Source organism: Laceyella sacchari, from assembly GCF_024927925.1.
Lineage (GTDB): Bacteria > Bacillota > Bacilli > Thermoactinomycetales > Thermoactinomycetaceae > Laceyella > Laceyella sacchari.
This window is the reverse complement of record NZ_CP103866.1, coordinates 1,788,574-1,812,034: the sequence shown is the minus strand read 5'-3', so window position 1 is coordinate 1,812,034 and position 23,461 is coordinate 1,788,574. Positions and strand designations below refer to the sequence as shown.

20 protein-coding genes are annotated in these 23,461 nt (G+C 46.6%); 14 read left to right on the top strand and 6 right to left on the bottom strand.

Features of this window, described 5'->3' with window-relative positions:
- The first annotated feature begins 30 nt into the window (after window positions 1–30).
- Entirely contained in the window at window positions 31–1,224 is a 1,194-nt protein-coding gene (locus NYR52_RS09030) for an aminotransferase class I/II-fold pyridoxal phosphate-dependent enzyme (RefSeq protein WP_310795314.1), read from the top strand.
- Between the two features lie 70 nt (window positions 1,225–1,294).
- Here NYR52_RS09030 and NYR52_RS09025 read toward each other — a convergent pair whose 3' ends face one another.
- On the bottom strand, window positions 1,295–2,062 hold the full coding sequence (locus NYR52_RS09025; protein ID WP_132220636.1) for a hypothetical protein: 768 nt from the start codon (window positions 2,060–2,062) through the stop codon (window positions 1,295–1,297).
- 369 nt (window positions 2,063–2,431) lie between these two features.
- Between NYR52_RS09025 and pyc the strand changes: the two genes are divergently transcribed.
- Complete coding sequence (gene pyc, locus NYR52_RS09020; RefSeq protein WP_259435491.1) at window positions 2,432–5,878, top strand: pyruvate carboxylase; 3,447 nt, start codon at window positions 2,432–2,434, stop codon at window positions 5,876–5,878.
- A 97-nt stretch (window positions 5,879–5,975) separates the two neighbouring features.
- Here the strand turns inward: pyc and NYR52_RS09015 are convergent, their stop codons facing one another.
- Window positions 5,976–7,058, bottom strand: coding sequence for a P1 family peptidase (locus tag NYR52_RS09015; RefSeq protein ID WP_259435490.1), 1,083 nt, complete (start codon window positions 7,056–7,058; stop codon window positions 5,976–5,978).
- 241 nt (window positions 7,059–7,299) lie between these two features.
- On the opposite strand from NYR52_RS09015, the gene NYR52_RS09010 reads away from it, so the two are divergent.
- From NYR52_RS09010 to NYR52_RS08965, 10 genes are all read left to right on the top strand, one after another.
- Complete coding sequence (locus NYR52_RS09010; protein WP_132220632.1) at window positions 7,300–7,743, top strand: DUF6376 family protein; 444 nt, start codon at window positions 7,300–7,302, stop codon at window positions 7,741–7,743.
- A 682-nt stretch (window positions 7,744–8,425) separates the two neighbouring features.
- The gene (megL, locus tag NYR52_RS09005; RefSeq protein WP_259435489.1) at window positions 8,426–9,622 is read left to right on the top strand and encodes a methionine gamma-lyase; all 1,197 of its coding nucleotides are present in this window, start codon (window positions 8,426–8,428) and stop codon (window positions 9,620–9,622) included.
- Window positions 9,623–9,678: 56 nt separating this feature from the next.
- A complete protein-coding gene (locus NYR52_RS09000) occupies window positions 9,679–11,229 on the top strand; it encodes a sigma 54-interacting transcriptional regulator (protein ID WP_259435488.1) in 1,551 nt (516 codons plus the stop codon).
- A gap of 105 nt (window positions 11,230–11,334) precedes the next feature.
- Entirely contained in the window at window positions 11,335–11,859 is a 525-nt protein-coding gene (locus NYR52_RS08995) for a hypothetical protein (RefSeq protein ID WP_132220626.1), read from the top strand.
- A 109-nt stretch (window positions 11,860–11,968) separates the two neighbouring features.
- Entirely contained in the window at window positions 11,969–12,637 is a 669-nt protein-coding gene (locus NYR52_RS08990; RefSeq protein WP_259435487.1) for an OmpA family protein, read from the top strand.
- 318 nt (window positions 12,638–12,955) lie between these two features.
- Window positions 12,956–13,762 carry a class I SAM-dependent methyltransferase gene (locus NYR52_RS08985; RefSeq protein WP_259435486.1) on the top strand — a complete coding sequence of 269 codons (807 nt, stop codon included), beginning with the start codon at window positions 12,956–12,958 and terminating at the stop codon, window positions 13,760–13,762.
- A gap of 215 nt (window positions 13,763–13,977) precedes the next feature.
- Window positions 13,978–15,525, top strand: coding sequence for a glycine betaine uptake BCCT transporter (locus tag NYR52_RS08980; RefSeq protein WP_259435485.1), 1,548 nt, complete (start codon window positions 13,978–13,980; stop codon window positions 15,523–15,525).
- Between the two features lie 150 nt (window positions 15,526–15,675).
- Window positions 15,676–16,041 carry a hypothetical protein gene (locus tag NYR52_RS08975; RefSeq protein ID WP_259435484.1) on the top strand — a complete coding sequence of 122 codons (366 nt, stop codon included), beginning with the start codon at window positions 15,676–15,678 and terminating at the stop codon, window positions 16,039–16,041.
- A 252-nt stretch (window positions 16,042–16,293) separates the two neighbouring features.
- Window positions 16,294–17,574, top strand: coding sequence for an ArsB/NhaD family transporter (locus NYR52_RS08970; protein WP_132220618.1), 1,281 nt, complete (start codon window positions 16,294–16,296; stop codon window positions 17,572–17,574).
- 12 nt (window positions 17,575–17,586) lie between these two features.
- A complete protein-coding gene (locus NYR52_RS08965) occupies window positions 17,587–17,865 on the top strand; it encodes a hypothetical protein (protein ID WP_132220616.1) in 279 nt (92 codons plus the stop codon).
- Window positions 17,866–17,937: 72 nt separating this feature from the next.
- On the opposite strand, the gene NYR52_RS08960 is transcribed toward NYR52_RS08965, so the two are convergent.
- From NYR52_RS08960 to NYR52_RS08950, 3 genes are all read right to left on the bottom strand, one after another.
- Window positions 17,938–19,170 (bottom strand): dicarboxylate/amino acid:cation symporter, encoded by a 1,233-nt coding sequence (locus NYR52_RS08960; protein ID WP_259435483.1) that lies wholly within the window; start codon window positions 19,168–19,170, stop codon window positions 17,938–17,940.
- 383 nt (window positions 19,171–19,553) lie between these two features.
- A complete protein-coding gene (locus NYR52_RS08955; protein WP_259436747.1) occupies window positions 19,554–20,486 on the bottom strand; it encodes a cation diffusion facilitator family transporter in 933 nt (310 codons plus the stop codon).
- 405 nt (window positions 20,487–20,891) lie between these two features.
- The gene (locus NYR52_RS08950) at window positions 20,892–21,170 is read right to left on the bottom strand and encodes an Lrp/AsnC family transcriptional regulator (RefSeq protein ID WP_259435482.1); all 279 of its coding nucleotides are present in this window, start codon (window positions 21,168–21,170) and stop codon (window positions 20,892–20,894) included.
- A gap of 186 nt (window positions 21,171–21,356) precedes the next feature.
- Between NYR52_RS08950 and NYR52_RS08945 the strand changes: the two genes are divergently transcribed.
- Entirely contained in the window at window positions 21,357–21,806 is a 450-nt protein-coding gene (locus NYR52_RS08945) for a VOC family protein (protein ID WP_310795313.1), read from the top strand.
- A 232-nt stretch (window positions 21,807–22,038) separates the two neighbouring features.
- Here NYR52_RS08945 and NYR52_RS08940 read toward each other — a convergent pair whose 3' ends face one another.
- On the bottom strand, window positions 22,039–22,173 hold the full coding sequence (locus NYR52_RS08940) for a hypothetical protein (protein WP_259435481.1): 135 nt from the start codon (window positions 22,171–22,173) through the stop codon (window positions 22,039–22,041).
- Between the two features lie 488 nt (window positions 22,174–22,661).
- Between NYR52_RS08940 and NYR52_RS08935 the strand changes: the two genes are divergently transcribed.
- Window positions 22,662–23,309 (top strand): hypothetical protein, encoded by a 648-nt coding sequence (locus NYR52_RS08935; protein WP_259435480.1) that lies wholly within the window; start codon window positions 22,662–22,664, stop codon window positions 23,307–23,309.
- The last annotated feature ends 152 nt before the right edge of the window (window positions 23,310–23,461 follow it).

The window sequence follows — 23,461 nt, the reverse complement described above, 5'->3', positions numbered from 1 at the left end:
ATATTTGAGTAGAATTAGTTGGTGAAAAATATGTCTATCCACGACAAGGTATCACGTATCGTAAAACAAATCCCGCCGTCAGGCATCAGGCGTTTTTTTGACATCGCCAGCCAAAATTCCTCCGTAATCTCGCTGGGGGTAGGAGAGCCTGATTTCAGTACGCCGCCGTCCATAAACAAAGCGGGGATTGAAGCGTTGGAGCTGGGGATGACCCATTATACATCTAACCGGGGCTTGCCTGAGTTGGTTGAAGAAATTGCTTCTTATTTGTTCAGGCGGTTTGCTTTGGAATATCGGCATGATGAGATATTGGTGACCAACGGCTCCAGTGAAGGCATCGACTTGGCGTTGCGGATGTTGATTGATCCCGGGGATGAAGTGCTGGTTGTCGAGCCGAGCTATGTGCCTTACGGTCCAATCGTGCGACTGTGCGGAGGGGTGCCCGTGCCGGTGCCAACATCACTGGAGCATGAATTTAAGCTGACGGTGGAAGATCTGGAGCGAGTGATTACACCTCATACCAAAGCCTTGATTTTTTGCTACCCCAATAACCCAACGGGCGCCATCATGGACAGGGAAGATTGGGAGCCCATTGCTCGTTTCATTGAAGAGCGGGATCTCATCGTGATTTCCGATGAGATTTATGCCGAATTAACCTATGAGAAAGAACATGTGTCTATCGCTTCTTTTGCTTCCATCAAAGACCGGGTTATCTTGGTTAGCGGCCTGTCTAAAGCATTTGCGATGACTGGTTGGCGGGTTGGATACGTGGCTGCTTCTGAACTGCTGTTGTCAGAAATGTTGAAGATCCACCAATACACAGCCTTGTGCGCTCCGACGATCAGTCAGATTGCGGCTGTCGAAGCGTTGCGAAACGGCGGGGGGCCATGCCAAGAGATGGTGCGGCGATATGACGAGCGAAGGCGACTGGCGGTGTCCGCGTTTGCGGAAATGGGACTATCTTGCACTGTGCCTGCCGGAGCCTTTTATGTTTTTCCACGCGTCACTGATTTGGGAATGGATGGACAAGCATTTGCTGAGGCATTGCTGGCTGAAGAAGAAGTGGCCGTTGTACCCGGTTGCGCTTTTGGGGAGACGGGGAAGGGGCATATTCGTTGTTCTTATGCCACATCGGTCAAGGAGTTAAGGGAAGCTTTTCGACGGATGGCGCGATTTGTGGAACGGAAGAGACAGGCGTTGCACCCGTTGCAACCGATGCGGTGAAGTGACGTTCTATTATGGCATCGATTGCGGCCAAGCAAGGGGACAGCTCCCTTGCTTAAACCGTTTGTGATCAGAAGAGATGGAACTTTTCCGATGATTGAAATTCCACCATTTCCCGAAGCTCTTTTGTGATCGATTCGGTGCCAAGTTCTTTTCGGAACTCATCCATCAGCGGTTCGTAATAATAAAGCAGGAACTGCTCGTATTTCTCATCGATTTCCTCTTCCGTCTCTTCGTCGCGATTGGGCATGGTATGCGCCATATCATTGAGATAATCCAACACGTCGTTGGAGATAAACAGCAAGTATTGGGGAACCACTTCCCCGATCACTTGTGCAAACAGGGAGCGAATTCTTTCCGCGTATTTCGCTTCGCCTGAAAAATCATATGCGAAATACGCCATGTTGAGATTGTGTAGCAGTTGGGCAATCTTTGTGTAGGCCTCCATTTTTTTGTCATAGATACGGCTGTGCACAAAAGAGCGTTGCCCCTGCATATGGGATCGGCGATTGGAGTAGACTGTGATCGCCACGGTGACAAGCGCTACAATACCGGTGATGATCGCGGCGTTTTCTTCGGCCTGCAAGCCTTTGGTGTTCATCCATACTTTGACTCCAACATAGGCGAGGCAGACCAATGCGGCGATGCTGAGCAAGACGGCGACGATTTTCCATCCGTCTTTGCGAAGGCGTGTTAAAAATTGGTTCCAAAGGTTGCCCATCCGCTTTTGGCGTTTCAGTTGCTTGACCAATTTCGCCTTCATACGCTGCTGTTTGGCGGGGTCAAGCTCATTATATTTTTCACTTAGCTGTTTATAGCGGATATGTAATAGGCTCACAATTTCACCTCCAGCCAAAACTTTATTTTAATCCATGAAAGATAACCTTTCATCTATGTTTTTTGAATTTATACTTATATCATTATGGCGAAAATGTGAAAAACAAATTAATCGTTGCGCTGAATAAATATTCATTTACAGATATAATAATGTTAATATGAATAATAATTATTAGATTCAACTTGATAGATTTACTTCTGACTGCTTTCCCCAGGCGATAGGAGGCGTGTTTCATCCATAAGTTTTTTGAAGTGATCCGCCCAACGGATCACCGCTAAGTGTATGATAAAAGAAAGGGGGCGTCGGGGAGCGGTTTGGTTCCGATGCCTGCCAGAAGTGTTTCACATCCTATAAAGGAGGCGTTTGTTCATGAGCGTGGTAAAACCTTTCAAAAAAGTGTTGGTAGCCAATCGGGGAGAGATCGCTATCCGCATTTTTCGTGCGTGTACAGAGTTGGGGATTCGCACGGTCGCTGTCTACACTGAACAGGACAAAGTGTCGCTCCACCGTTTCAAAGCGGATGAGGCTTACCTGATTGGGGAAGGCAAGGGGCCGATCGAGGCTTATCTCGATATTGAAGGGATCTTAGAAGTGGCCAAACGCCATCATGTGGATGCGATTCATCCTGGATATGGATTTTTAGCGGAAAATGCTGACTTTTCAAAGAGATGTGCTGAGGAAGGCATTGTGTTTATCGGGCCGTCGCCTGAACACATCCAAATGTTTGGGGATAAGGTAGATGCCCGGGCGATGGCTATTCAAGCAGGCATCCCCGTCATTCCGGGTACACCTGAACCTATTCAATCATTGGATGAAGCACGCGAATTTGCGGAACAGCATGGATTTCCCATCATCCTGAAGGCCGCGGCGGGTGGCGGCGGACGCGGTATGCGCGTCGTTCGCACCAGTGAAGAGCTGGAAGAAGCTTTTGAGAGAGCGCGGTCTGAAGCGAAGTCGGCTTTTGGTAACATGGATGTCTACATTGAAAAATACTTGGAGCAGCCTAAACATGTTGAAGTGCAAATCTTGGCTGACCGATACGGAAATGCCGTTCATCTGTTTGAGCGGGATTGCTCGATTCAACGTCGTCATCAAAAGGTGGTGGAAGTCGCCCCTAGTGTTTCCTTGCCGCCAGAGCTAAGAATCGAGATTTGTGAAGTGGCATTGCGGCTCATGCGAACCGCTGGTTATTGCAATGCAGGAACGGTTGAATTCCTGGTCACCCCCGATCACCGTTTTTACTTCATTGAGGTGAATCCCCGTGTGCAGGTGGAGCATACGATTACTGAGATGATTACAGGTGTTGACATCGTGCAATCGCAAATCCGGATTGCCGAAGGGTATGCATTGAGCGATCCTGAGATCGGTATACAGGGGCAAGATTCCATCACCACCCGTGGCTTTGCTATCCAATGTCGTGTGACAACGGAAGATCCGGCGAGAAACTTTCTTCCGGAAGCAGGACGGTTGCTTGCGTACCGGTCTGGCGGGGGATTTGGAATTCGATTGGACTCGGGTAACGCTTATCCTGGCGCGGTGATCACTCCGCATTATGATTCGTTGTTGGTGAAGGTGTCTTCTTGGGCGATGACTTATGAGCAAGCAGCGAAGAAAATGCTGAGAACCCTGAAGGAGTTTAGAATCCGGGGTGTGAAAACGAATATTCCGTTTTTGGAAAATGTGGTTCAGCATCCGAACTTCTTGAGCGGCGAATACAATACGTCATTTATTGATACCACGCCAGAATTGTTTGTGTTTCCCAAACGGAAAGACCGTGGTACCAAGTTGTTGACTTATATCGGCCAGACGATCGTCAATGGTCATCCTGGGTTGCCGAACGGGAAAAAGCCAGCCTTTGCTACACCACGCATACCGGCGACTTCTGTCGATCAGCCATACCCCGCGGGTACGAAGCAGATTTTGCAGGAAAAAGGCGTGGATGGGCTGCTGGAATGGGTGAAGTCCAGCAAACGGTTGTTGGTGACGGATACGACTTTCCGGGACGCGCATCAATCTTTGTTTGCCACACGCGTGCGAACCCATGATTTGTTAGCCATTGCCGAAGCTACCGGAAAGTTGGGGGCAGATTTGTTTTCTTTGGAAATGTGGGGCGGGGCCACCTTTGACACCAGCATGCGTTTTCTAAATGAAGATCCTTGGGAAAGATTGCACATATTGCGTGAGCGGATTCCCAACATCCTGTTCCAAATGTTGTTCCGTGGAGCCAACGCGGTGGGCTATACGAATTACCCCGACAATGTCATCCAAGAATTTGTTAAAGTAGCCGCCAAGTCTGGGATCGACGTGTTCCGTATCTTTGACAGCCTCAACTGGTTGGAAGGGATGCGGGTGGCTATTGATGCGGTGCGTGAAGCTGGCAAAATTGCCGAGGCGACAATCTGTTATACAGGGGATATCTTAGATCCAAACCGCGACAAATATTCGCTGACGTATTATGTGAATTTGGCTAAGGAGCTGGAGAAAGCCGGTGCCCACATGATCGCCATCAAGGATATGGCTGGTTTGCTAAAGCCTTTTGCGGCGTACAAATTGATTACGGCATTGAAAGAAGAAGTGGGTCTGCCCATTCATCTGCATACTCATGATACGAGCGGCAACCAAATGGCCACCTTGATTAAAGCATATGAGGCGGGTGTCGATATTGTTGACGCTGCACTTAGCTCCATGGCGGGGCTGACGTCCCAGCCCAGTCTGAACGGATTGGTGGCTTCGCTTGCGGGGCAGGAGCGGGAAACTGGTTTGGACCTGGCCAGCTTGCAGAAGCTGTCCGATTACTGGGAAGATGTGCGCCCGTATTATGCTGGCTTTGAAAGTGGGATCAAGGCTCCCAGCTCAGAGGTGTACGAGCATGAAATGCCTGGCGGGCAATACTCCAACTTGCATCAGCAGGCAATTGCCGTCGGGTTGGGCGACCGCTGGGAGGAAGTAAAACAAACCTATGCGACGGTCAACCGGATGTTCGGCGATATCGTGAAGGTGACTCCTTCCTCCAAAGTTGTGGGAGATATGGCTTTGTTCATGGTGCAAAACAACTTGACGGAACAAGATGTGTATGAAAAAGGGGAGCGGTTGGACTTTCCAGAGTCGGTGGTCCAATTTTTCCAAGGGTATCTCGGACAGCCGCCTGGGGGATTCCCAAAGACTTTGCAAAAGCTGATTTTGAAAGGTCGGGAACATTTTACTTGCCGTGCGGGGGAACGACTGGAACCAGTGGACTTCGCCAAGGTGCGTACGGAACTTGAAGAAAAGATCGGACGGCCGGTTACAGAATATGATTTGCTGAGCTACATCATGTATCCGAAAGTATTCCTCGATCGGGAGAAGAAAGTGAGTGAATTTGGCGACCTCTCGGTTTTGGACACGCCCACTTTCTTCTACGGCCTGCGTTTGGGTGAGGAAATCAAGGTGGACATTGAACAGGGAAAAACCTTGATTGTGAAACTGATCAATGTAGGTTCGTTGCATTCCGATGGAACGCGAACCATCTACTACGAATTAAACGGCCAACCGCGGGAAGTGACTGTGCGTGACTTGTCAGTGCAAGAAGACGCCCAGGCCCACCGCAAAGCGGATCCTGATGTGCCAGGGGAAATCGGCGCGACCATGCCTGGCAAAGTGTTGAAAGTGTTGGTGGAGCCGGGAGATAAAGTGAAAAAAGGAGAATATCTCGTCGTCACGGAAGCGATGAAGATGGAGACGACGGTGCAAGCTCCGTTTGACGGTGAAGTGAAAGCCATTCATGTGAAGGATGGACAAACCATTGAAGCGGGAGATCTGTTGTTAGAATTGGGTTGAGAGATCAAGCGATAGGAAGGACGAAGGACTGACGAGACGGTTTTGCCTCAGGTGAGCTGGGGTGAAATCGTCTCGTCTTTTTTGTGGTGCCTAATGGTTACGGATGGGCAAGATTGGACAGGAACAAGTCGTATTCGATCGCCCGTTTTATTCTGCCGTGGTTGCCGGTTGTGGTGGTTGCTTTACACAGTGAATTCCAAATCGCTTCTTCCACCGCTTCCACGGTCATTTCAAACAAACGGGAAATAGCTTCCCCGTCCTCAACAAGGTAAGTACACGAACGGGTTAGCCCGTCTGGATAATGGGGGATGCGATGGGCGGTAGAAAAAGCGATGACGATGTCTCCGCTTCCATGAGCGGCGTATGACCCGGTGCGTGCCAAGCCAAAGGTGGCTCTTTTGGCCATGCGGTGCAGTTGTCGCTCATTGACAGGCGCATCGGTGGCGATAACGATCATGATGGACCCGTCAGGTGTTTGAGTGGGAGGGTGTGTGTGTGATGCCACTGTTGTCCGGCCACGCCCAAGCAGTAGCAGATCGCGTTCTTCACCGAAATTGCTGACAACCAAAGCACCGACCGTATAGATATGTTTAGCGAATAGGGCTACCCTGGAACTGGTGCCGATCCCGCCTTTGTAGCCCATACAGGACATGCCTGTTCCGGCACCCACGCAACCTTCTGCCACTGCTTCTGTCGTCGCTGATTGAATCGCTTGATAAGCGTGCTCCGGTCTGACGTGCAATCCTCGAATATCGTTAAGGTACCCGTCATTACATTCACCCACTAGTACATTGACGGTTCCGGTCGATTCACCAATGTCGCTGTTTTGGTCGAGAAGGTAGCGAAGGGTTCCTTCGGTTACGGCGGGAACGGACAAGGTGTTCGTTAACATGATGGGACTTTCGATGGTACCTAGCTCTTGGAGTTGAATGGAACCAACCGTTTTTCCGAAGCCGTTGATCACGTGCACACTTCCCAGCACTTTTTCTTGAAACAGATTGCCGCCATGCGGCAAGATCGCTGTCACTCCCGTTCTTACTGCTTTTCCTGCCTCCAAATCATAGGACAAGGTGTGGTGGCCGACTTTTACCCCGGGCACGTCAGTCAAGCCGTTTAATTCACCAGTGTCAAATCGGCCGATCTTGATACCCAATTCACGCAATCTGAGGCGATTTTCCATGTGTGCATTCCCCCCTGTTTCAAACGGTCCCTTGTTTATACCATAACTCATTTTTAATGGAAAATATTTTTCTGCCTTGTCTGTTTCAGAAGACACGTCTGCGGGTAAGAAGGAGGTGATGACGGACGATCTCGCCCGCCCTGGGGCAGAATGGTCCTTTCGTTTGCAACTTGAAGCAGGCAAGTGTTGAAACACGAACGGAAATCATTTATTCAATATTGCAAAAGAAAGGGATTATGACATGAAAAAAGCTTGGATTTTGTTGGTTATGGTAGCCGTGTTGTTAAGTGGTTGTGCTGCTGTCGAAGAAGTAAGCAATTCCATCAATTACGCCAAACAAGCGGCTGACTACATCACCTTGGTGAGTGATTTTGCGAATGAAGCTCAAACATTGGTTGAGCAGGCTGTCACGGATGAAAATGTCCGTAAGGAATTGGAAAACAAACTACAAGCCTTGCAACAGAGCATGGAGTCTTTTAACAAATTGACCCCTCCAGAGATCGCGCAAGATATTCATCAACAAATCGTCAGCTACAATGAACAATTGAATGCAGCGATTGAGATGTATATGACGACGTTGAAAGATGCCAAAATTGATCCGACCACTTTTGAAAACTCAGAACTGATGAAAACAGTCCAAGAACTGTCCAAGCTGGCGCAGCAAATCGAGGGTTTGCAACAGTGAACAGGCCGTGTATCACACTTACTTTGTATAAACAAAAGCTCTTTCACCTACCTTTGAGAGGGGAAAGGGCTTTTAGTTATGTCAAAGAAGGGGATACGTTTATTTGCCTCTCATTGTACGCAGAGTGCAAGTCGGTGGAAGGAGAAAGATGGGAACAGTTTCTCTCTGGGCCTTCAAAATTGTCCCCCTGGGAACACAGGGGGAGGGTCGGAGAGAAACGGGGTATGTTGCTGACAGAATGATGCAAGGGAATGGGAATCAATGCTGGGGGGCTACATGAGCGGGAGGGATATCCCGCCAATGTATTGCCAAGAAAGCATTGAGGAAAACGGGGGAATGAGATACCCCAAGCCATGAGGTATCTCTTCAAGAATTGGGAAAAGATAGGTCGATGTTGCCGAATGGGTTGAAGTTATGACTGTAGAGGCATGTTCCCCAGCCCATTCGGTGAACTTAATTATTGTACATAAAAAAGTTGTAGAAAGTATGACGTATAAATGCGAAATTGTTACAAAAGTTATAAATTCGGTTCAAAATGGGCAATGATGGTGGAAACATATGATGCCAACACGGTTCGAATGATTTCCAATGCATGTTCATAAACGGCGAGATAAAGAGTGTTTTTGGTTGGCACCCCTTTTGCATGTTCTGATGGTAAAGACAGCAGAAAGGGGATAGGGAAATGAGCCATTCACAACAAAAAAGAGAATTCGGGTTTGCTACCAAGGCAATCCATGATACCGCCCATGAAAGATTCGCCGGAGGGCCGCTCGTTCCACCGATCTATCAAACATCAACCTTTGTGTTTCCCACAGCGGAGGAGGGGGCGGAACGCTTTGCTGGTGAAGCGTCGGGATACATTTACTCCCGGTTGGGGAATCCGACGGTAACCGCTTTGGAAGAGAAGATCGCATCTTTGGAAAAGGCGGAGATGGCCTTGGCGTTTTCTTCGGGTATGGCGGCGGTATCAGCGGCGTTGATGGCTTTGGTGAAAACAGGTGATCATATCTTGTGCTCCAAAGGGATGTATGGATGCACATTCAGCTTGTTGAATTGGTTGAAAAACCTGTTTGGCGTTGAGCATTCCCTTTCCACCATGAGCGATGAAGAAATGTTGCGTCAAGCGATTAAGCCGAACACCAAGCTGATATACGTAGAAACGCCTGTCAATCCTACCATGGAGTTGATTGATCTGGAGATGGTCGGGCGAGTGGGCAAGGAGTTAGGTATTACTACTATTGTGGACAACACCTTTATGTCCCCATATTTGCAAAGGCCGATCGAATGGGGTTGTGATCTGGTTATCCATAGTGCGACCAAATATATCGGCGGGCATGGGGATGTGATCGCTGGATTGGTCGCAGGTCCGCGGTCGTTGCTGGAGGAGGTGCAAAAGACCACACAAAAAGATTTTGGCGGCGTTCTCGGGCCGATGGATGCATTTTTGCTCCTTCGTGGATTAAAGACGCTGGCAGTGAGAATGGAAGCACACACGAAAAATGCACAGGCGGTGGCGCAGTTTTTAGTGTCGCACCCTCAAGTGGAGCGTGTTCACTATCCCGGATTGCCTGAATTTCCCCAGCATGCGTTGGCCCAAAAGCAGATGGACGGCTTTGGTGGAGTGGTCAGTTTTGAATTAAAGGGCGGGCATGAAGCTGCGACGCGGATGCTTAATCATGTGTCGCTGTGTCGATTGGCAGTTAGTTTAGGGGATGTTGACTCACTGATCCAACATCCAGCTTCCATGACGCACGCCATTGTCCCACGGGAAGAGCGTCTTAACATGGGGATCACAGATGGTCTCATTCGATTGTCAGTCGGTATTGAGGAGGTGCAGGATATCATCTGCGATCTTGAGAATGCGCTTTCATTTGTGTGATATGGACACAGAGACTCTGTTAAGATAAAAGAAAACACCGAAAAAGGGTGGCTGACATGGAAACGACGACGTTTGAGATCGAGACGGAGAACCGGGTCGGAATCACTCATGATGTAATCGGTTGTTTTCTTTGTTCTAATATCAGTATCATGCGAATGGAAGTGAAGCCGCATTACATCTATATCAAAATCAAATCGTTAGAGCAGAGGTTGCACAGTCAGCTCATTTCTTCCATAGGGGAGATCTCCGGTGTGCGGCGCATCGACGTGATTCCTTTCTTGCCTTCAGAAGGCAGGGAAGATCAGATGAACACGATCTTGGAAACAGTCTCTGAAGGGATGATCCTGTTGGATCAAACGTTGCGCGTTCAAGCTGTCAATCGGGCGGCACACAGTATGTTGCCGATTCCATGGGATCAGTTGAAAGGGAGACCACTCGCAGATGTGTGGGGGAGGCATATTGTTGATTGCAGGCAGTGTTTGGAAAGCGGGATCGAGGTATTGAACAAGACAGTGACGATTCAAAGGAAGACTGGGGAAACGGTGCAAATGGTGGCCAGCTACTACCCGATCCGCTCGGTAACGGCCAACTGCAACCAGGGGATCGTGATTGTGATCAGGGACATGAAACAGATCAGCGATTTGATTCAATCAGTCAAGAGTACAGGGATGGTTCAATTTGCGGACATTGTGCATCGTAGTGAAGAAATGGCTCGTTGCATCGCCCTCGCCAAACGCGTGGCCCGGTGCGACGCAACCATTTTCTTGTACGGGGAGAGCGGGACGGGCAAAGAGTTGTTTGCGCGGGCCATTCATTACGAGAGTTTGCATGCTGACGGGCCTTTTGTCCCTGTCAATTGCGCGGCTATTCCCGAGGCGCTGTTGGAAAGCGAATTGTTCGGTTATGAAGCGGGTGCTTTTACCGGTGCGGCCAAAGGCGGAAAAAAGGGATTGTTTGAAATGGCCCAAGGGGGAACCCTGTTTTTGGATGAAGTGGCCGAATTGCCTCTCCATTTGCAGGCAAAATTGTTACATGCGGTGGAAGAACGGGCGGTGCGGCGGGTTGGCGGCGATAAGTGTATCCCGATTAATCTCCGTATCATCGCAGCAACCAACCGGGATTTGTCAGCGATGGTGGCGCAAGGTCGGTTTCGGGGTGATTTGTATTACCGCTTGCATGTGATACCGATCCAGCTTCCCCCCTTGCGGGAACGAAAAAGCGACATACCGCTTTTGGCGTCCCATTTTGCAGGAAAATTCCGCCGATTGGCCGGCCGCCCGCCGTTGCCTTTGTCTTCCCAAGCTATGCATATGCTGCTGACCCATGATTGGCCTGGCAATGTCCGCGAATTGCGTAATGTGATCGAGCGAAGTGTTTATCTCTACCTTGAAGAGGAAAAGGAGCTAAAAAAGGTTCATATTGAAAATAAACCAACTAGCAAGGGGACGACAAATGCCGTTGGGCTAAAGGAACGGATGGAAGCCTATGAAAGGGAAATCGTGGCTGAGGCGCTCAAGCGATGCCAGAGCGTCCGCCAAGCCGCTCGCGATTTGGGGATCAGCCACACCGCGCTGTTGAGAAAGATGAGAAAGTATGGTCAAAGCTGAAGTGGATCAAGGGTGCAATCATTGTATCTGCACAAGAAAAAATTTGCGTCTGTGGGATGATTGAGCGTACAATGCACCTGATGTCTATTCAGTGGAGGGGTCGCCATGGATGTTTCAAAACAAGACTTATATGATCTCATTGACCGACTTGATCCGCGGGAGTGGAAAGCGGCGCATGCTTTCCTTTTGAATTTGGTGCAAACAGCGAGTCAGGATGCGTCTCAATCTCAGAAAAGGCGATTTTATGCCGAGATTGAAAAGAAAGAAGCGGTGGATCGTTCCATTTCTGAAAGGGAAATGGAACAAATGAGCGGCTTGTCGGAACAATTGACGCTAAGCGAGTTGCAAAATGAATTGGCTGTTCCAGCAAATTGGAATGGGCCGATCGACTGCCACGTGATGATCAGCGCCGCAATTGTCCCTTTTTTGCAGGAGCAATCTCCTTCGGAACAGCGAACCATCATGGAAACGATGGCAGAGCTCCAGTGCTTCCCACCGCGGGTGGAGATGCGACGCTTGTTTGGATTGGAAGGAAATCTTCAGTTAAATATGGGTTCATATCGGTCGATTTGTTACATTGATCATGAAAATGATGCCATTGTGGTGTTTACACTTGATTATAATGAATAGACTGTCCGCTGTGATTGGCTGTTGCGAACGGATGGGAGAATCCCTGCACCTTCTGCCAGAATTGAAAGAGATAGGACTATATTGTAGTATTTGATTGGAGGTGGATCACATGAGAAGGATTTTATCTGTTGTGATGGCCGGTTCTGTGGCGCTGTCTGCAGCCGCCTGTTCAAATAGCAAGACGATGGCCGATCAACAAGCCCAGAAAGAAGAAAATTCCTCGTCCAATCAGTCAGAAGCACCTTATACAGCACCTGATCCGGATGATTTATACAAGGTGGCGCCTGCCGAAGATTTATACCAACCGCCGAAAATGTACATACCAGCCCCACCCTATACGCCACCTAAGATGGCACCGTCCAATTTCAAATATGTACCGCCGGAAATGATCCATCCTGACATGGAGATCAAAACGACCGACAAGCATGTGGTGATTGAACTGCCAGACCACATCTTGTTTGATACCGACTCGGCCGTCTTGCGCAAAGAGGCTTATCCGGCGCTGGCTCAAATCGCCAAATCCCTTTCCAAAACGGAAAATGCTTCCTTCCAGATTCATGGGCATACCGATCATCGGGGTACCCATGAGCATAATCTGCAATTGTCGCAAGAGCGGGCTGACGCAGTGAAAAAGGCGTTGGTAGAAAAGTTCAGCGTAAACGAAGCACTGCTGTCAACGAAAGGGTGGGGAGAAACGAAACCGCTTGTGGCTAACGATTCTCCTGAAAACATGCAGAAAAATCGCCGGGTAGAAGTAATTGTGGTTCCCGGTGCCTGATATTCCATGCACGATCTGAAACAGGTCGTGCATGATATGTATAATAACTATTTTTTATTTAGAAAACTTAGATTTTTATTATTTGTGTGAACTAAATGATTTAGTAGGAATTTTATAAGAAGAAGTGGAATTAAATTTTATACAAAAAATTTTCCTTGGATCTGCTTAAACATTATGTTGCGGTGACCGCTGATACGGTAGGGAATGCCTGGGGGAATGTGGAGTTGGAGGAAGATGCATTAAATTATTATGCAGATGAACGCTGGACTTCAACACTGTTTATTAATAAACCCAAAATAGCGAAAAGGAGTGATTGGAATGAAATCAAACAATTTTGATACGATCGCGCACTTATATGACGAAACACGGCAATATCCAGAATTCGTTTACGAAAACATTTTCAAATTAATCGAAGCATTGGGTCAGCTTGACTCAAAGGAAGCAAAAATATGCGAAGTTGGTGTCGGTACGGGAAGAATGGCAATTCCCTTCATAAAAAAAGGATACGCGTATACGGGAATCGACATTTCTAATAATATGTTGTCCAAATTCAAAGATAAAATTGCCAACATAGATCATATAAACCAGGTCGAAGTATTTCAAGCGGATGCAACCCATCTCCCGTTTGAAAATTCACGTTTCGATATGGTATGGGGAACAAAAGTTTTACGACATATCTCCAATTGGAAAGGTGTACTTCAGGAAGCAAAGCGAGTGTTGAAGGAGAATGGTGTTTTTTTGCATGGAGAAGAATATTGGGTGGTCGCTCCGCCAACAGTAAAGGTAAGGAGACAATGGGAAAAATTCATTTTTGAACAAAATGAACGCCCTAACCGACCATTTGGAGTAACGGATGATCATGAGATTGCTAAGTACCTCGAGGAAATTGGAGGGAAGAGTCGGATTCTGACTTTATCTACCTGGCCGGTGCACGAAACGTTCTTACAAAAAATTGAGCACTTTGCGACAAGAGCCGGATCATCAACTTTTGGAATAAGTGATGAAGCATTGGAGAATTCTGTGGAAAAGTTGAAACAATGGGCTTATCATGAGTACGGGAATCTCAACTACCCCTATTCGGGGATTAGAGGCTTTCGAGTTGTAATGGGAACATTTGATTCTTAAGATGGAGCATAGTGAAAAATATGTTTTCTTCCGGCCATCCGTTAGTAAACGGTTGGCTTTTCTTTTTCTTGTAGTTCAATTATTTAAAGTCGACTAGGAGGGCGTCAGCTCCCGGGTTTTGCTCAGGCGGACATGCAATCTTGTCCAATGTGTGTTACATTGGTTAAGTAAGCCGGATTCGGCAGACAGATTATTCCATTTAGAAAGGGAGAATCATGAAGAAAAAAATCGCCAATGTGTTTTTCATTTCCATCGTATTGTCTGTTCTGTTTATTGCATGGGGTGTGGTTGCACCCAAAAGTCTTGCCAGTGTTACCTCTATGATCCAAACGTTTCTCCAAGATCAGTTTGGATGGTTTTACCTCTTTTCCGCCACTGGATTCCTCATTTTTTCCCTCTATTTGGTTTTTAGCCCGTATGGCAAAATCAAGCTGGGCAAAGACGATGATCAGCCTGAGTACAGTCGAATCAGCTGGTTTGCCATGCTGTTTAGCGCCGGTATGGGAATCGGGCTTGTGTTTTGGGGAGTGGCTGAACCGCTTTCCCATTATCACATACCGCCTGTAGGTGAAGGACAAACGCCAGAAGCTGCACGAATGGCTATGCGTTACTCTTTCTTCCATTGGGGTCTTCACCCTTGGGGAACTTATAGTGTGTTGGCCTTGGCGTTGGCTTACTTTAATTTCCGAAAAAAAACCCCCGGACTTATCAGTCACATTTTTTATCCCTTGTTGAAAGAAAAGGTGAACGGCCCGATCGGCAAAGTGATCGATGTGATTGCCGTTTTTGCCACCGTGTTTGGCGTCGCGACGTCATTGGGCTTTGGTGCCGCCCAAATCGGTGGGGGGATTTCATATCTTACTTCCATTGATAATAATTTCACCACCCAACTGATTATCATCGTTGTGGTGACGTGTTTGTTTTTGTTGTCTGCGGTTACAGGTTTGAGCAAAGGCATTCAATATTTGAGCAATCTCAATATCTTGTTGGCCTTGTTGTTGCTGTTGTTCCTTTTATTCGCCGGGCCTACAAAGTTTCTTATGAATTTGCTGATCAGCACCATCGGCGGGTATCTGCAGAACCTTCCCGCGATGAGCTTTTACATGGCTCCGTTCCAACCCGAAGCGAATGATTGGGTTCAGAATTGGACCGTTTTTTATTGGGCGTGGTGGATTGCTTGGGCTCCGTTTGTCGGCACATTTATCGCCCGTGTTTCCAAAGGGAGAACGGTAAGGGAGTTTATTATCGGCGTTCTTCTGGTACCGACCACTTTTTGCGCTATTTGGTTCGCCGTTTTTGGCGGAGCGGGCTTACATCTGGACATCAACCAAGGGCTTCCCTTATTTGAGACGATGAATGACAAAGGTACGGAAGTGGTGTTGTTTGACGTGTTACAACAATATCCGCTTGGACTGGTGATGACAGTGTTGGCTGTCTTGTTGATCGCCACCTTTTTCATCACTTCGGCCGATTCAGCCACGTTTGTGTTAGGAATGCAGACAACAAACGGGTCTTTAAATCCACCAAATCGCGTTAAGTATATCTGGGGCTTTATCATTTCCTCGTCGGCCGCGGTGTTGCTTTATTCAGGTGGATTGGAGGCGTTGCAGACAACTTCCATTATTGCCTCTTTCCCTTTCATTTTCATTTTGTTCGGAGTGATTGTTTCACTGATGAAGTCATTCCAGCAAGAGCGTTCTGCGGCTGTAAAAGTTAAATATACGGATCAACTGGAGACATCTGCCAAAAATGCTGAATTGTGAACGACGGATGTATGAAGTGGATGTTTTCGGTGCATAGTATTACTGAAAAGATTAAATCTGGATTTTTAGGAGGAGCCTGTCACCGATGGGCTCCTTTTGTCTTTTCCATTCCCACGGCCAGAAGCTGAACGTAAGAAAGGGGTAGGGAAGATGCAAATAAGTAATCAGCCAGCAATCCAGAAAATGATTTGTGATGCGTACAGTGAAGGACAACGTCAGTTATTTGGGGCCGTGCGCAAAGATGTGGAAGCGATTGTGCACCAAGATAAGATTTTCATTATTGCCGGGAATGCTTCAATCATGAAGGAGGTTTCTCCACGCATGTCTATTCGTGGGAGACGGATCGATCCAATCTTGCAGGAAATGAAAGAGAGGGAATATCACAACGATATGCGTTCCATGCTTGCCGAGATTACCGGCCAGGCCGTCTTATCTGGACAGCCAAATATTTTTATCGACAATGGACTGACATTGGATATTTATTGCATGGATAAAACAGTGTTTGATATTCCATAAAATGAGGGTGTACCACGGGCGTAATCGCAAATTTTCGTTGGGCTTGTCGATTCCTTTACAATTCCCGAGTGTTTTTATATAATGGTATAAAAATGAATATACGGAACATGATTTAGGAGGAGACTGCCACTTGGCGGTCTCCTTTTGTCATGTCTGCTTTTGTATTGTAAAGCGATAAAGCATCGCTGATCACAGTTATTTATATACACATTTTATGTGGATATAAATAAATAAGAATTGAGGAGGTACGATATGGAACAACAAGCTATTTTGGCCATAGGCATTTTTTTGGTGATTTATGCCTTAATTATTTCTGAGAAAATTCATCGCACCATTGTTGCCATGATTGGCGGAGGACTGATGGTGGCGTTGGGAATTATCGATCAAGAAACTGCCATCCATCACATCGATTTCAATACGTTGGGGTTGCTCATCGGCATGATGATCATAGTCAGCATCACTGCTGAGACGGGATTATTCAAGTATATATCAGTGGTGGCGGCTAAGCGGGCCAAAGGGGACCCTGTTCGGATATTAATTTCGTTGACACTGATCACGGCCCTGGGATCGGCCTTTTTGGACAATGTTACCACCGTGCTCCTTATGGTGCCTGTCACGTTTAGCATTACCCGTCAGTTGCGAGTGCCCCCGGTCCCGTTTTTGATCACCCAGATTATCGCTTCCAATGTGGGAGGGACGGCGACACTGATCGGTGATCCGCCCAACATTATGATCGGCAGCGCGGTGAAAGAATTGACGTTCATGGCCTTTATCGAGAACTTAACTCCGATTACTATAATCATCATGGCCGTCTATGTACCGATTTTTGTGTTAATATATCGGAAACAGATTCAAACCACGCCCGAACTGAAAGAAAGCATTATGAAACTGGATGAAAAAGCAGTTATTACCGATCATAAGCTACTCCGCAAATGTTTGATTGTTTTGGGGCTGACGATTCTGGGCTTTTTCACGCACCAGTTGTTACATCTGGAGTCGGCCACCGTTGCTCTCGGCGGCGCCTTCCTGTTGTTGCTGTTGACGGGTGAGCACACAATGGAAGAAGCGTTCACAAAAGTGGAATGGATGACGATTTTCTTTTTTGTCGGTTTGTTTGTCCTCGTGTCGGGCTTGATTGAAACAGGAGTCATCGCCCAATTGGCGGAGCAAGCGATTGAACTGACGAAGGGCGATGTGGTGGTAACGTCGATGTTGATCCTGTGGCTCAGCGCGTTCGCGTCCGCTTTTCTTGACAACATTCCGTTTGTGGCCACGATGATTCCCATGATTCAAGAGATGGGGCAAATGGGGGTCAGCAATTTGGAGCCGTTGTGGTGGAGTTTGGCGCTGGGTGCCTGCCTTGGTGGCAATGGTACGTTGATTGGGGCGAGTGCGAATCTGATTGTTGCCGGCATGTCAGGCAAAGAAGGGCATCCAATCACTTTCATCAAGTACCTGAAGGTCGGTTTTCCCCTGATGTTGTTGTCTATCGTCTTGGCCAGCGTCTATGTCTATTTCCGTTATTTGGTGTAAAGGAGAGAGCTCATGCTGCGATACGAATATGACAAGCTGAAGTTGAACATGCAGGAAAAAGCGAATGGAAACGATGTTGAATTTGACATCCGTTGCTTGGATGGAGCGATCATGGAAGCGATCAAGCGGGTGCAAGAGCTGTTTGAGGATAATGATGTGCATACGGATGTGCTGTTTTACGCATACCCCAATCATGAATATCGGGTGATTGTGCGCCAAGATTATTATGTGGACTTTATTTTGGCCCTGATGAAGCACCGGGTGTTGCAACGCGTGGAATGGATGACGTAGGTTGACACCTGTGTGCGGAACAAAACAAGGAGCCTCCTTTCCGCTTACGAAAGGAGGCTTTTTTGTAGATGGTTATGCTACTTGCTCTTCTTTGTCTTTTTCTCCTTTGGCGACAACGACCGCTACACACACGTCTCCAGTGATGTTGGTTGCCGTCCGGCTCATATCGAGCAAGCGGTCTACCCCCAACACAATCGCGATGCCCTCCACCGGCAGGCCGACCGATTGCAACACCATGGTCAGCATGATCAAACCGGCTCCGGGAACGGCAGCTGTACCGATGGAAGCCAATGTGGCTGTCAGGATGATGACCAATTGCTCTTCCAACCCTAGCGGGATGCCATACAATTGCGCGATGAACAGCGCAGCCACCCCTTGCATGATAGCGGTACCATCCATATTAATGGTGGCTCCCAGTGGCAAAACGAAGCTACTGATTGACTTGGGAACGTTAAAGTCTTTCTCAGCCACGTCCATGGTGACTGGCAACGTGGCTGCACTGCTGCTGGTGGTGAAAGCTACCTCCATTGCCCGCCCCATTTTCTTAAAGAACTGTATTGGGTTGTATTTGGCGAACAAGCTTAGCAACGCACTGTAAGTGATTCCCATGTGAACGATCAATGCCAAGATCAAGGTGATCATGTACCACGCCATCGAGCCGATCAAGTCGATGCCGGCTTGCCCGACCGCCCGCGCCATTAACGCAAAAGCGGCATATGGTGCACAAGCCATGATAATGGTTACCAATTTCAGCATGATCTCATTGCCTTGCTCGATAAACTGCCGCACTTGGTCCACTTTGTTTCCCAACAAGGCCATACCGATACCAAACAGCAACGCGAAGAAAATAATTTGCAACATGTCGGCATTGGCCATCGCCGACACCGGGTTTTCAGGAATGATGTTCAACAGAGTGTCTTTCATGCTTGGAGCTGCTTCAATTTTCGGCTTTTCAGCCGGCTTCTCAATGCTGGTACCCACACCGGGTTCGATGAAGTTGGCCAATATCAAGGCGATGGTGATCGCAACCGCAGTGGTGAGAATGTAAAGAACGATGGTCTTTATGCCGATCCGTCCCAGTTTCTTGGGATCGGCAATGCCTGCAGCCCCTGCCACCAAGGAGAAGAAAACCAAGGGGACTACAACCATTTTAATCGCTTTAATAAACAAGACGCTGATCGGGTCAAACAAATAATTGTTTAATGTTTTGAATAGTTCGGGCAAAAATAAGTTCAAGATGACACCGACGATAAGACCGAGAATAATACCGATTAAAATTTTGGTTGTCAGTGAGAGTTTCTTCATAAATTCACACCTTTCATCATTGTTTCATATTTCGTGTTGGGAAAATGGCATAGTTCATTGTATTGTCAATATCAAATTTATTATAACATTTAAATATGGCAATTTGCATCATGGTGTGAATATTTACCTGTTTGCACCACATAATCATGCCATTTCAACAAAGATAAGGTTATTTACGGCAATTTATTTTCATAATGGTATATGACGGGTGTGAAGAAGTTGAGATCATTGTCAAATGACGGGTTGCGGGATCTGTAATTTTATGCATATTGCTAATGAAATGCTTGACCCCCAATTATCCGCCAGAGGTTTCCTTTCCATCATGCAGGCGTTCATTAAAACACCCAGACCGTTATTAGTCTGGGTGTTGATTATTCTCCCGATCAGTGTGAGGCCAAAAATTGTTTCCCATATTCGCCATGATCATGAATGGCAGGATGTTCCGCTTGAATCGTCGAATGTTCGATGCCGTACGTCTCCCTGAGGAGATGATTGATGGTCCGGATGGTACGCAGGGGATCCGCATCTTCGTGAACAAACACATGCGCTGACAGCGAGTAGTGGTCAGTGGATATCGCCCATAAGTGCATTTCGTGGACATCAACCACCCCCGGTGCCGACTGGATGTCGTTGCGAATGGCCTCAAGGTCGAATGTGGTGGGAACCGATTCCATCAGGATCAGATAAGATTCTCGAATTATCTTTGCTCCGCCATAGAAGATGATGCCACCGATCATCATGCTAACCAACGGATCAAACAGGGTGTATCCAGTTATGATGATAAGCAGAGAGGAAACAATGATGCCGACTGAGCTGAGCAAGTCGCCGAAAAAATGCCATAAGGCACTTTTAATATTCAAATTTTCTTCTTTCTTGGATTGGCGCATCAAAACAACGGTCAACACCAAATTTACCAGTAAGCCCACGATAGCGACCCCCAACATCAGCCGCAGGTTGATTGCTTGGGGCCGGATCATGCGAAGGATGCCCTCGATGAAAATGCCAACCGATATGGCGGCGAGCGCCAATCCATTCAAAAAAGAAGCGATGATTTCAAAGCGAAGGAAGCCAAAAGTGTATTTGTGATCCGGTTTGCGTGCAGCCAGGTAGACAGCGGTCAAACTTAATCCCAACGCGATCACATCCGAAATCATATGTGCCGAATCCGACAAGAGAGCGAGAGAGTTTGACAGCAATCCGCCGACGATTTCGACAATGGTGAAAAACAATGTCAAGCACAGGGTGATCCATAAGGCGGTTTTAGATGTTGGCTGCTGTTTGACGTGATTGAGATGATGATAATCATGGGATTTAATGATGTTCGCCCTCCTTTTTATAATAATTATCATTTGATAATCATTATAATTATATGCCAGTTGTTTATCAATAGCAAGCTATTCACTGCTTTTCGGATAGGTGGATGCAAAAGGGCGAAATAAGCAAGAGGCACGAACATGATACTCAGACGTTGCTCACTGTCAAACTTTTCAAAGGAAGAGGCTGTCGGAAGTTCTGCACTATTCGGAATTGGTTGAATGGCGGGAAAAGAGTTATAAGTCCTTCAGATTCCACTCACTATCAATAAATGCAAACTGTTTTTTTGGTTGGCAGTAATGAGAGGCCTTTGGAAGCAAGTCTGTTTGCTGAGAGGTTAGTGACATCAAGATGGACGTATGTAGGATGCTTACATGATTTGCCCAGAGGAACGGATAAGCACTTTGTTACGTGCGAAACAAATGGTCGTTACCAATCACATCTTGAAATTCTGCAATTTCTTCTGCGGTTGCCGTTTGTATCTTCACTAAATAATTAAATTCTCCACTGATGCGAAATAAATCGGTTACAGCTTCAGTCTCTTTACAAAAGTCGATAAAAGCGAGACAATGTTCTGTTTTTACGAGCATGAAAGAGGTTGTGCCTCTGTTTAAATTATGCATATTCAATGCAGCATGATAACCAGATATGATCTTTTTATCTGTTTCATCAATTTGTCCTTTCATGCCTGATGCCTCCTGATCACTTTTGTAAAGTAAACTTACTATTATAAACAAACTTATATTTCATAAGAATCATGGCATAATATCGTTATCTTTTATATGTATTACGCCAGTTCATATCCCTATCATAGAAAAAGAACAACTTAGCACAGGAGTGATTATATATGAGCGTAAAAGGACGGGCCCATATTGCCATTCAAGCGAGAGATTATACAGAAACCATCGAAATTTTATACTCAAGCCCCAGGATTTAACATCGGCCATCGTTGGACACTTCCTTCTTTCCAGATCAGAGAAGCAGCTATGCTTGTTTCTCCTGACCGAAGAACTTGCATTGAAGTATTTGATCATGAGGCAGTCATCCATGCTCAAGGAAGAAAAGCTGAGTCGGAAGATGAGGTTGCTTATGGGGCGTTATTACATTTAGCTTTATATGTAGAAGATGTAGAGGAAATGTATCAAAAAGCGCTTGTTTATGGTGCAAAAGCGTGTATTCACCCAGAGCAACTGTACCTGGGCGAACCTCCGCTTGTGGTAAAAAATGCTTTAGTTTATAGTCCCAATGGAGAAGTAATTGAATTTATCGAAGAAGTAGATTTTAATCGATCCACCTGTAAAGCAAACCGCATGCAATACTAGTGATCGTTGCGGGAACATTTCCTTGCAGATCAATTGCCGCTTGGGCTCCCTCCGGAAAATAAAATACTGTGCAACCTGTGGGGTCTTCTTCGTATTCGGCCATTCATAAGATGTTTTCTGCCATTCACATCCCCCCTTTTGTATCATAGTGAGAGAGGTTAATGTATTGGATAAGAAATGCCAAACACCCTACTAGTGTAGGGTGTTTGGCTTACAGCTCTATTTAATAGTCTTAGCGACGTCTTTTTTTTCTTTTCTTTTTCTTGCCACCAATTCCGATATAAATGGTGTTCTTGTTAATATTTTTGTTCCAGTTTGAATTCCAGTTTGTGTTTTTTCTAACCCATTTTTTAATGCGTTTACTCATCAAAATCCCCTCCTTTACAGGCGGATTTGAAAGTGATTTCTATCAACTTTCTATATATTCATATGCATGTTGATAGAAAAGAGCTTGGACGAATCATAGGGTATGAATTCACTATTTTAGAGAATTGTAATAAGGAGGTGTGGGAACAGACGCAGCGAATGGTTTAGCGTCAGTCCTTCTGACATGCATATCAAGATTAAGAAGTTAACAAGCGAAGATCTGTACCGGCTTGTAACTGTTGATAACCAGACGGGGACTTAGGCTAAGACTGCCTTTCGGAACAGGTTGCTTTCAAGACATGTGTGATATGAAAAAGAGCGGAGATCATCCGCTCTTTTTTTCAGAAATAGCGAGGGTTAAAATGATATTGATAATCGTTATCAACAATGGTATAATGATGGCAACGATAACCAGTCGCGGTGAGGAAGGTTATGTCTCCAGTGTAGTCAACTTCCTGCGGCTGCCCGGCAAATAATGAGGTGAAAGAAATGGGTATGAGAGATGGGAACGTGTTGTCTGATGAGGATATGATGTATGGTTGGCTCTGTTGTGACAGATGCGGCAATGTGATGCATCCCGAATGGATACGGGCTGTTCAAAACACAGTAAACCAAGTGATTCAGGCCTATTACCGCTTGCCCGTTGAAAGACGTTCGGGCATCCGCATTCTTGAATTGATCGGCCGATATTGGAGAGTTGACGCCAAGCTGTTTGAATCGGAGTATCATTACCATGAAGTGTTGTTGAAAACGACTGATCATTTGATGCAATATTTGCTCAACGATCATCGTGCGGACCCGCCTGTGTTTTTATTTGAAGAGTTGCATGCGTTCATCAAGGAGTTGGATCTGAATTTGCAATTAAACTTGCATGTGGTTCATTGGACCCCTGATTCGCTGAACATCAAAAAATATGTTGTTTCAGACAATCCGTATGTATTGGACGCATTTAAGCATATCATTTCTGTCTTTTGCCATCGGGGAATGTTATCTTTCCCTGAAAAAATTGCGGTGATCAATCTTTTAAATGGAAGCCAAAAGACAGTGGAAATTGAACAAGACCTGCAAAAATCCCTGGATTATCTGCGCTTGACCAAAACATCATTGCAGGAATATGGATTTTTCTTGCCGGGATAAAGGACGAGCTCTGACGCACTGGAACGGAACACAAGCTTTCAGCCCTGCGAGCAACTGAGATGTTCGCAGGGATTTCTGTTCGTCAGCTCCCGCAAGGAGTAGAAAATGTAGAAGACGCTTGGCGTCTTGAGGCTGCTGACAAACTGCCTTGA

What these genes read in the sequence shown, in the direction of transcription:
- NYR52_RS08995 (WP_132220626.1), top strand. Translation starts at nt 11,335, where the DNA reads ATGGATGTTTCAAAACAAGACTTATATGATCTCATTGACCGACTTGAT.
- NYR52_RS08965 (WP_132220616.1), top strand. Translation starts at nt 17,587, where the DNA reads ATGCTGCGATACGAATATGACAAGCTGAAGTTGAACATGCAGGAAAAA.
- NYR52_RS08950 (WP_259435482.1), bottom strand. Translation starts at nt 21,170, where the DNA reads ATGAAAGGACAAATTGATGAAACAGATAAAAAGATCATATCTGGTTAT.
- NYR52_RS09015 (WP_259435490.1), bottom strand. Translation starts at nt 7,058, where the DNA reads ATGGAAAATCGCCTCAGATTGCGTGAATTGGGTATCAAGATCGGCCGA.
- NYR52_RS09010 (WP_132220632.1), top strand. Translation starts at nt 7,300, where the DNA reads ATGAAAAAAGCTTGGATTTTGTTGGTTATGGTAGCCGTGTTGTTAAGT.
- pyc (WP_259435491.1), top strand. Translation starts at nt 2,432, where the DNA reads ATGAGCGTGGTAAAACCTTTCAAAAAAGTGTTGGTAGCCAATCGGGGA.
- NYR52_RS08940 (WP_259435481.1), bottom strand. Translation starts at nt 22,173, where the DNA reads ATGAGTAAACGCATTAAAAAATGGGTTAGAAAAAACACAAACTGGAAT.
- megL (WP_259435489.1), top strand. Translation starts at nt 8,426, where the DNA reads ATGAGCCATTCACAACAAAAAAGAGAATTCGGGTTTGCTACCAAGGCA.
- NYR52_RS08980 (WP_259435485.1), top strand. Translation starts at nt 13,978, where the DNA reads ATGAAGAAAAAAATCGCCAATGTGTTTTTCATTTCCATCGTATTGTCT.
- NYR52_RS08985 (WP_259435486.1), top strand. Translation starts at nt 12,956, where the DNA reads ATGAAATCAAACAATTTTGATACGATCGCGCACTTATATGACGAAACA.
- NYR52_RS08990 (WP_259435487.1), top strand. Translation starts at nt 11,969, where the DNA reads ATGAGAAGGATTTTATCTGTTGTGATGGCCGGTTCTGTGGCGCTGTCT.
- NYR52_RS09000 (WP_259435488.1), top strand. Translation starts at nt 9,679, where the DNA reads ATGGAAACGACGACGTTTGAGATCGAGACGGAGAACCGGGTCGGAATC.
- NYR52_RS08975 (WP_259435484.1), top strand. Translation starts at nt 15,676, where the DNA reads ATGCAAATAAGTAATCAGCCAGCAATCCAGAAAATGATTTGTGATGCG.
- NYR52_RS08935 (WP_259435480.1), top strand. Translation starts at nt 22,662, where the DNA reads ATGGGTATGAGAGATGGGAACGTGTTGTCTGATGAGGATATGATGTAT.
- NYR52_RS09030 (WP_310795314.1), top strand. Translation starts at nt 31, where the DNA reads ATGTCTATCCACGACAAGGTATCACGTATCGTAAAACAAATCCCGCCG.
- NYR52_RS08960 (WP_259435483.1), bottom strand. Translation starts at nt 19,170, where the DNA reads ATGAAGAAACTCTCACTGACAACCAAAATTTTAATCGGTATTATTCTC.
- NYR52_RS08970 (WP_132220618.1), top strand. Translation starts at nt 16,294, where the DNA reads ATGGAACAACAAGCTATTTTGGCCATAGGCATTTTTTTGGTGATTTAT.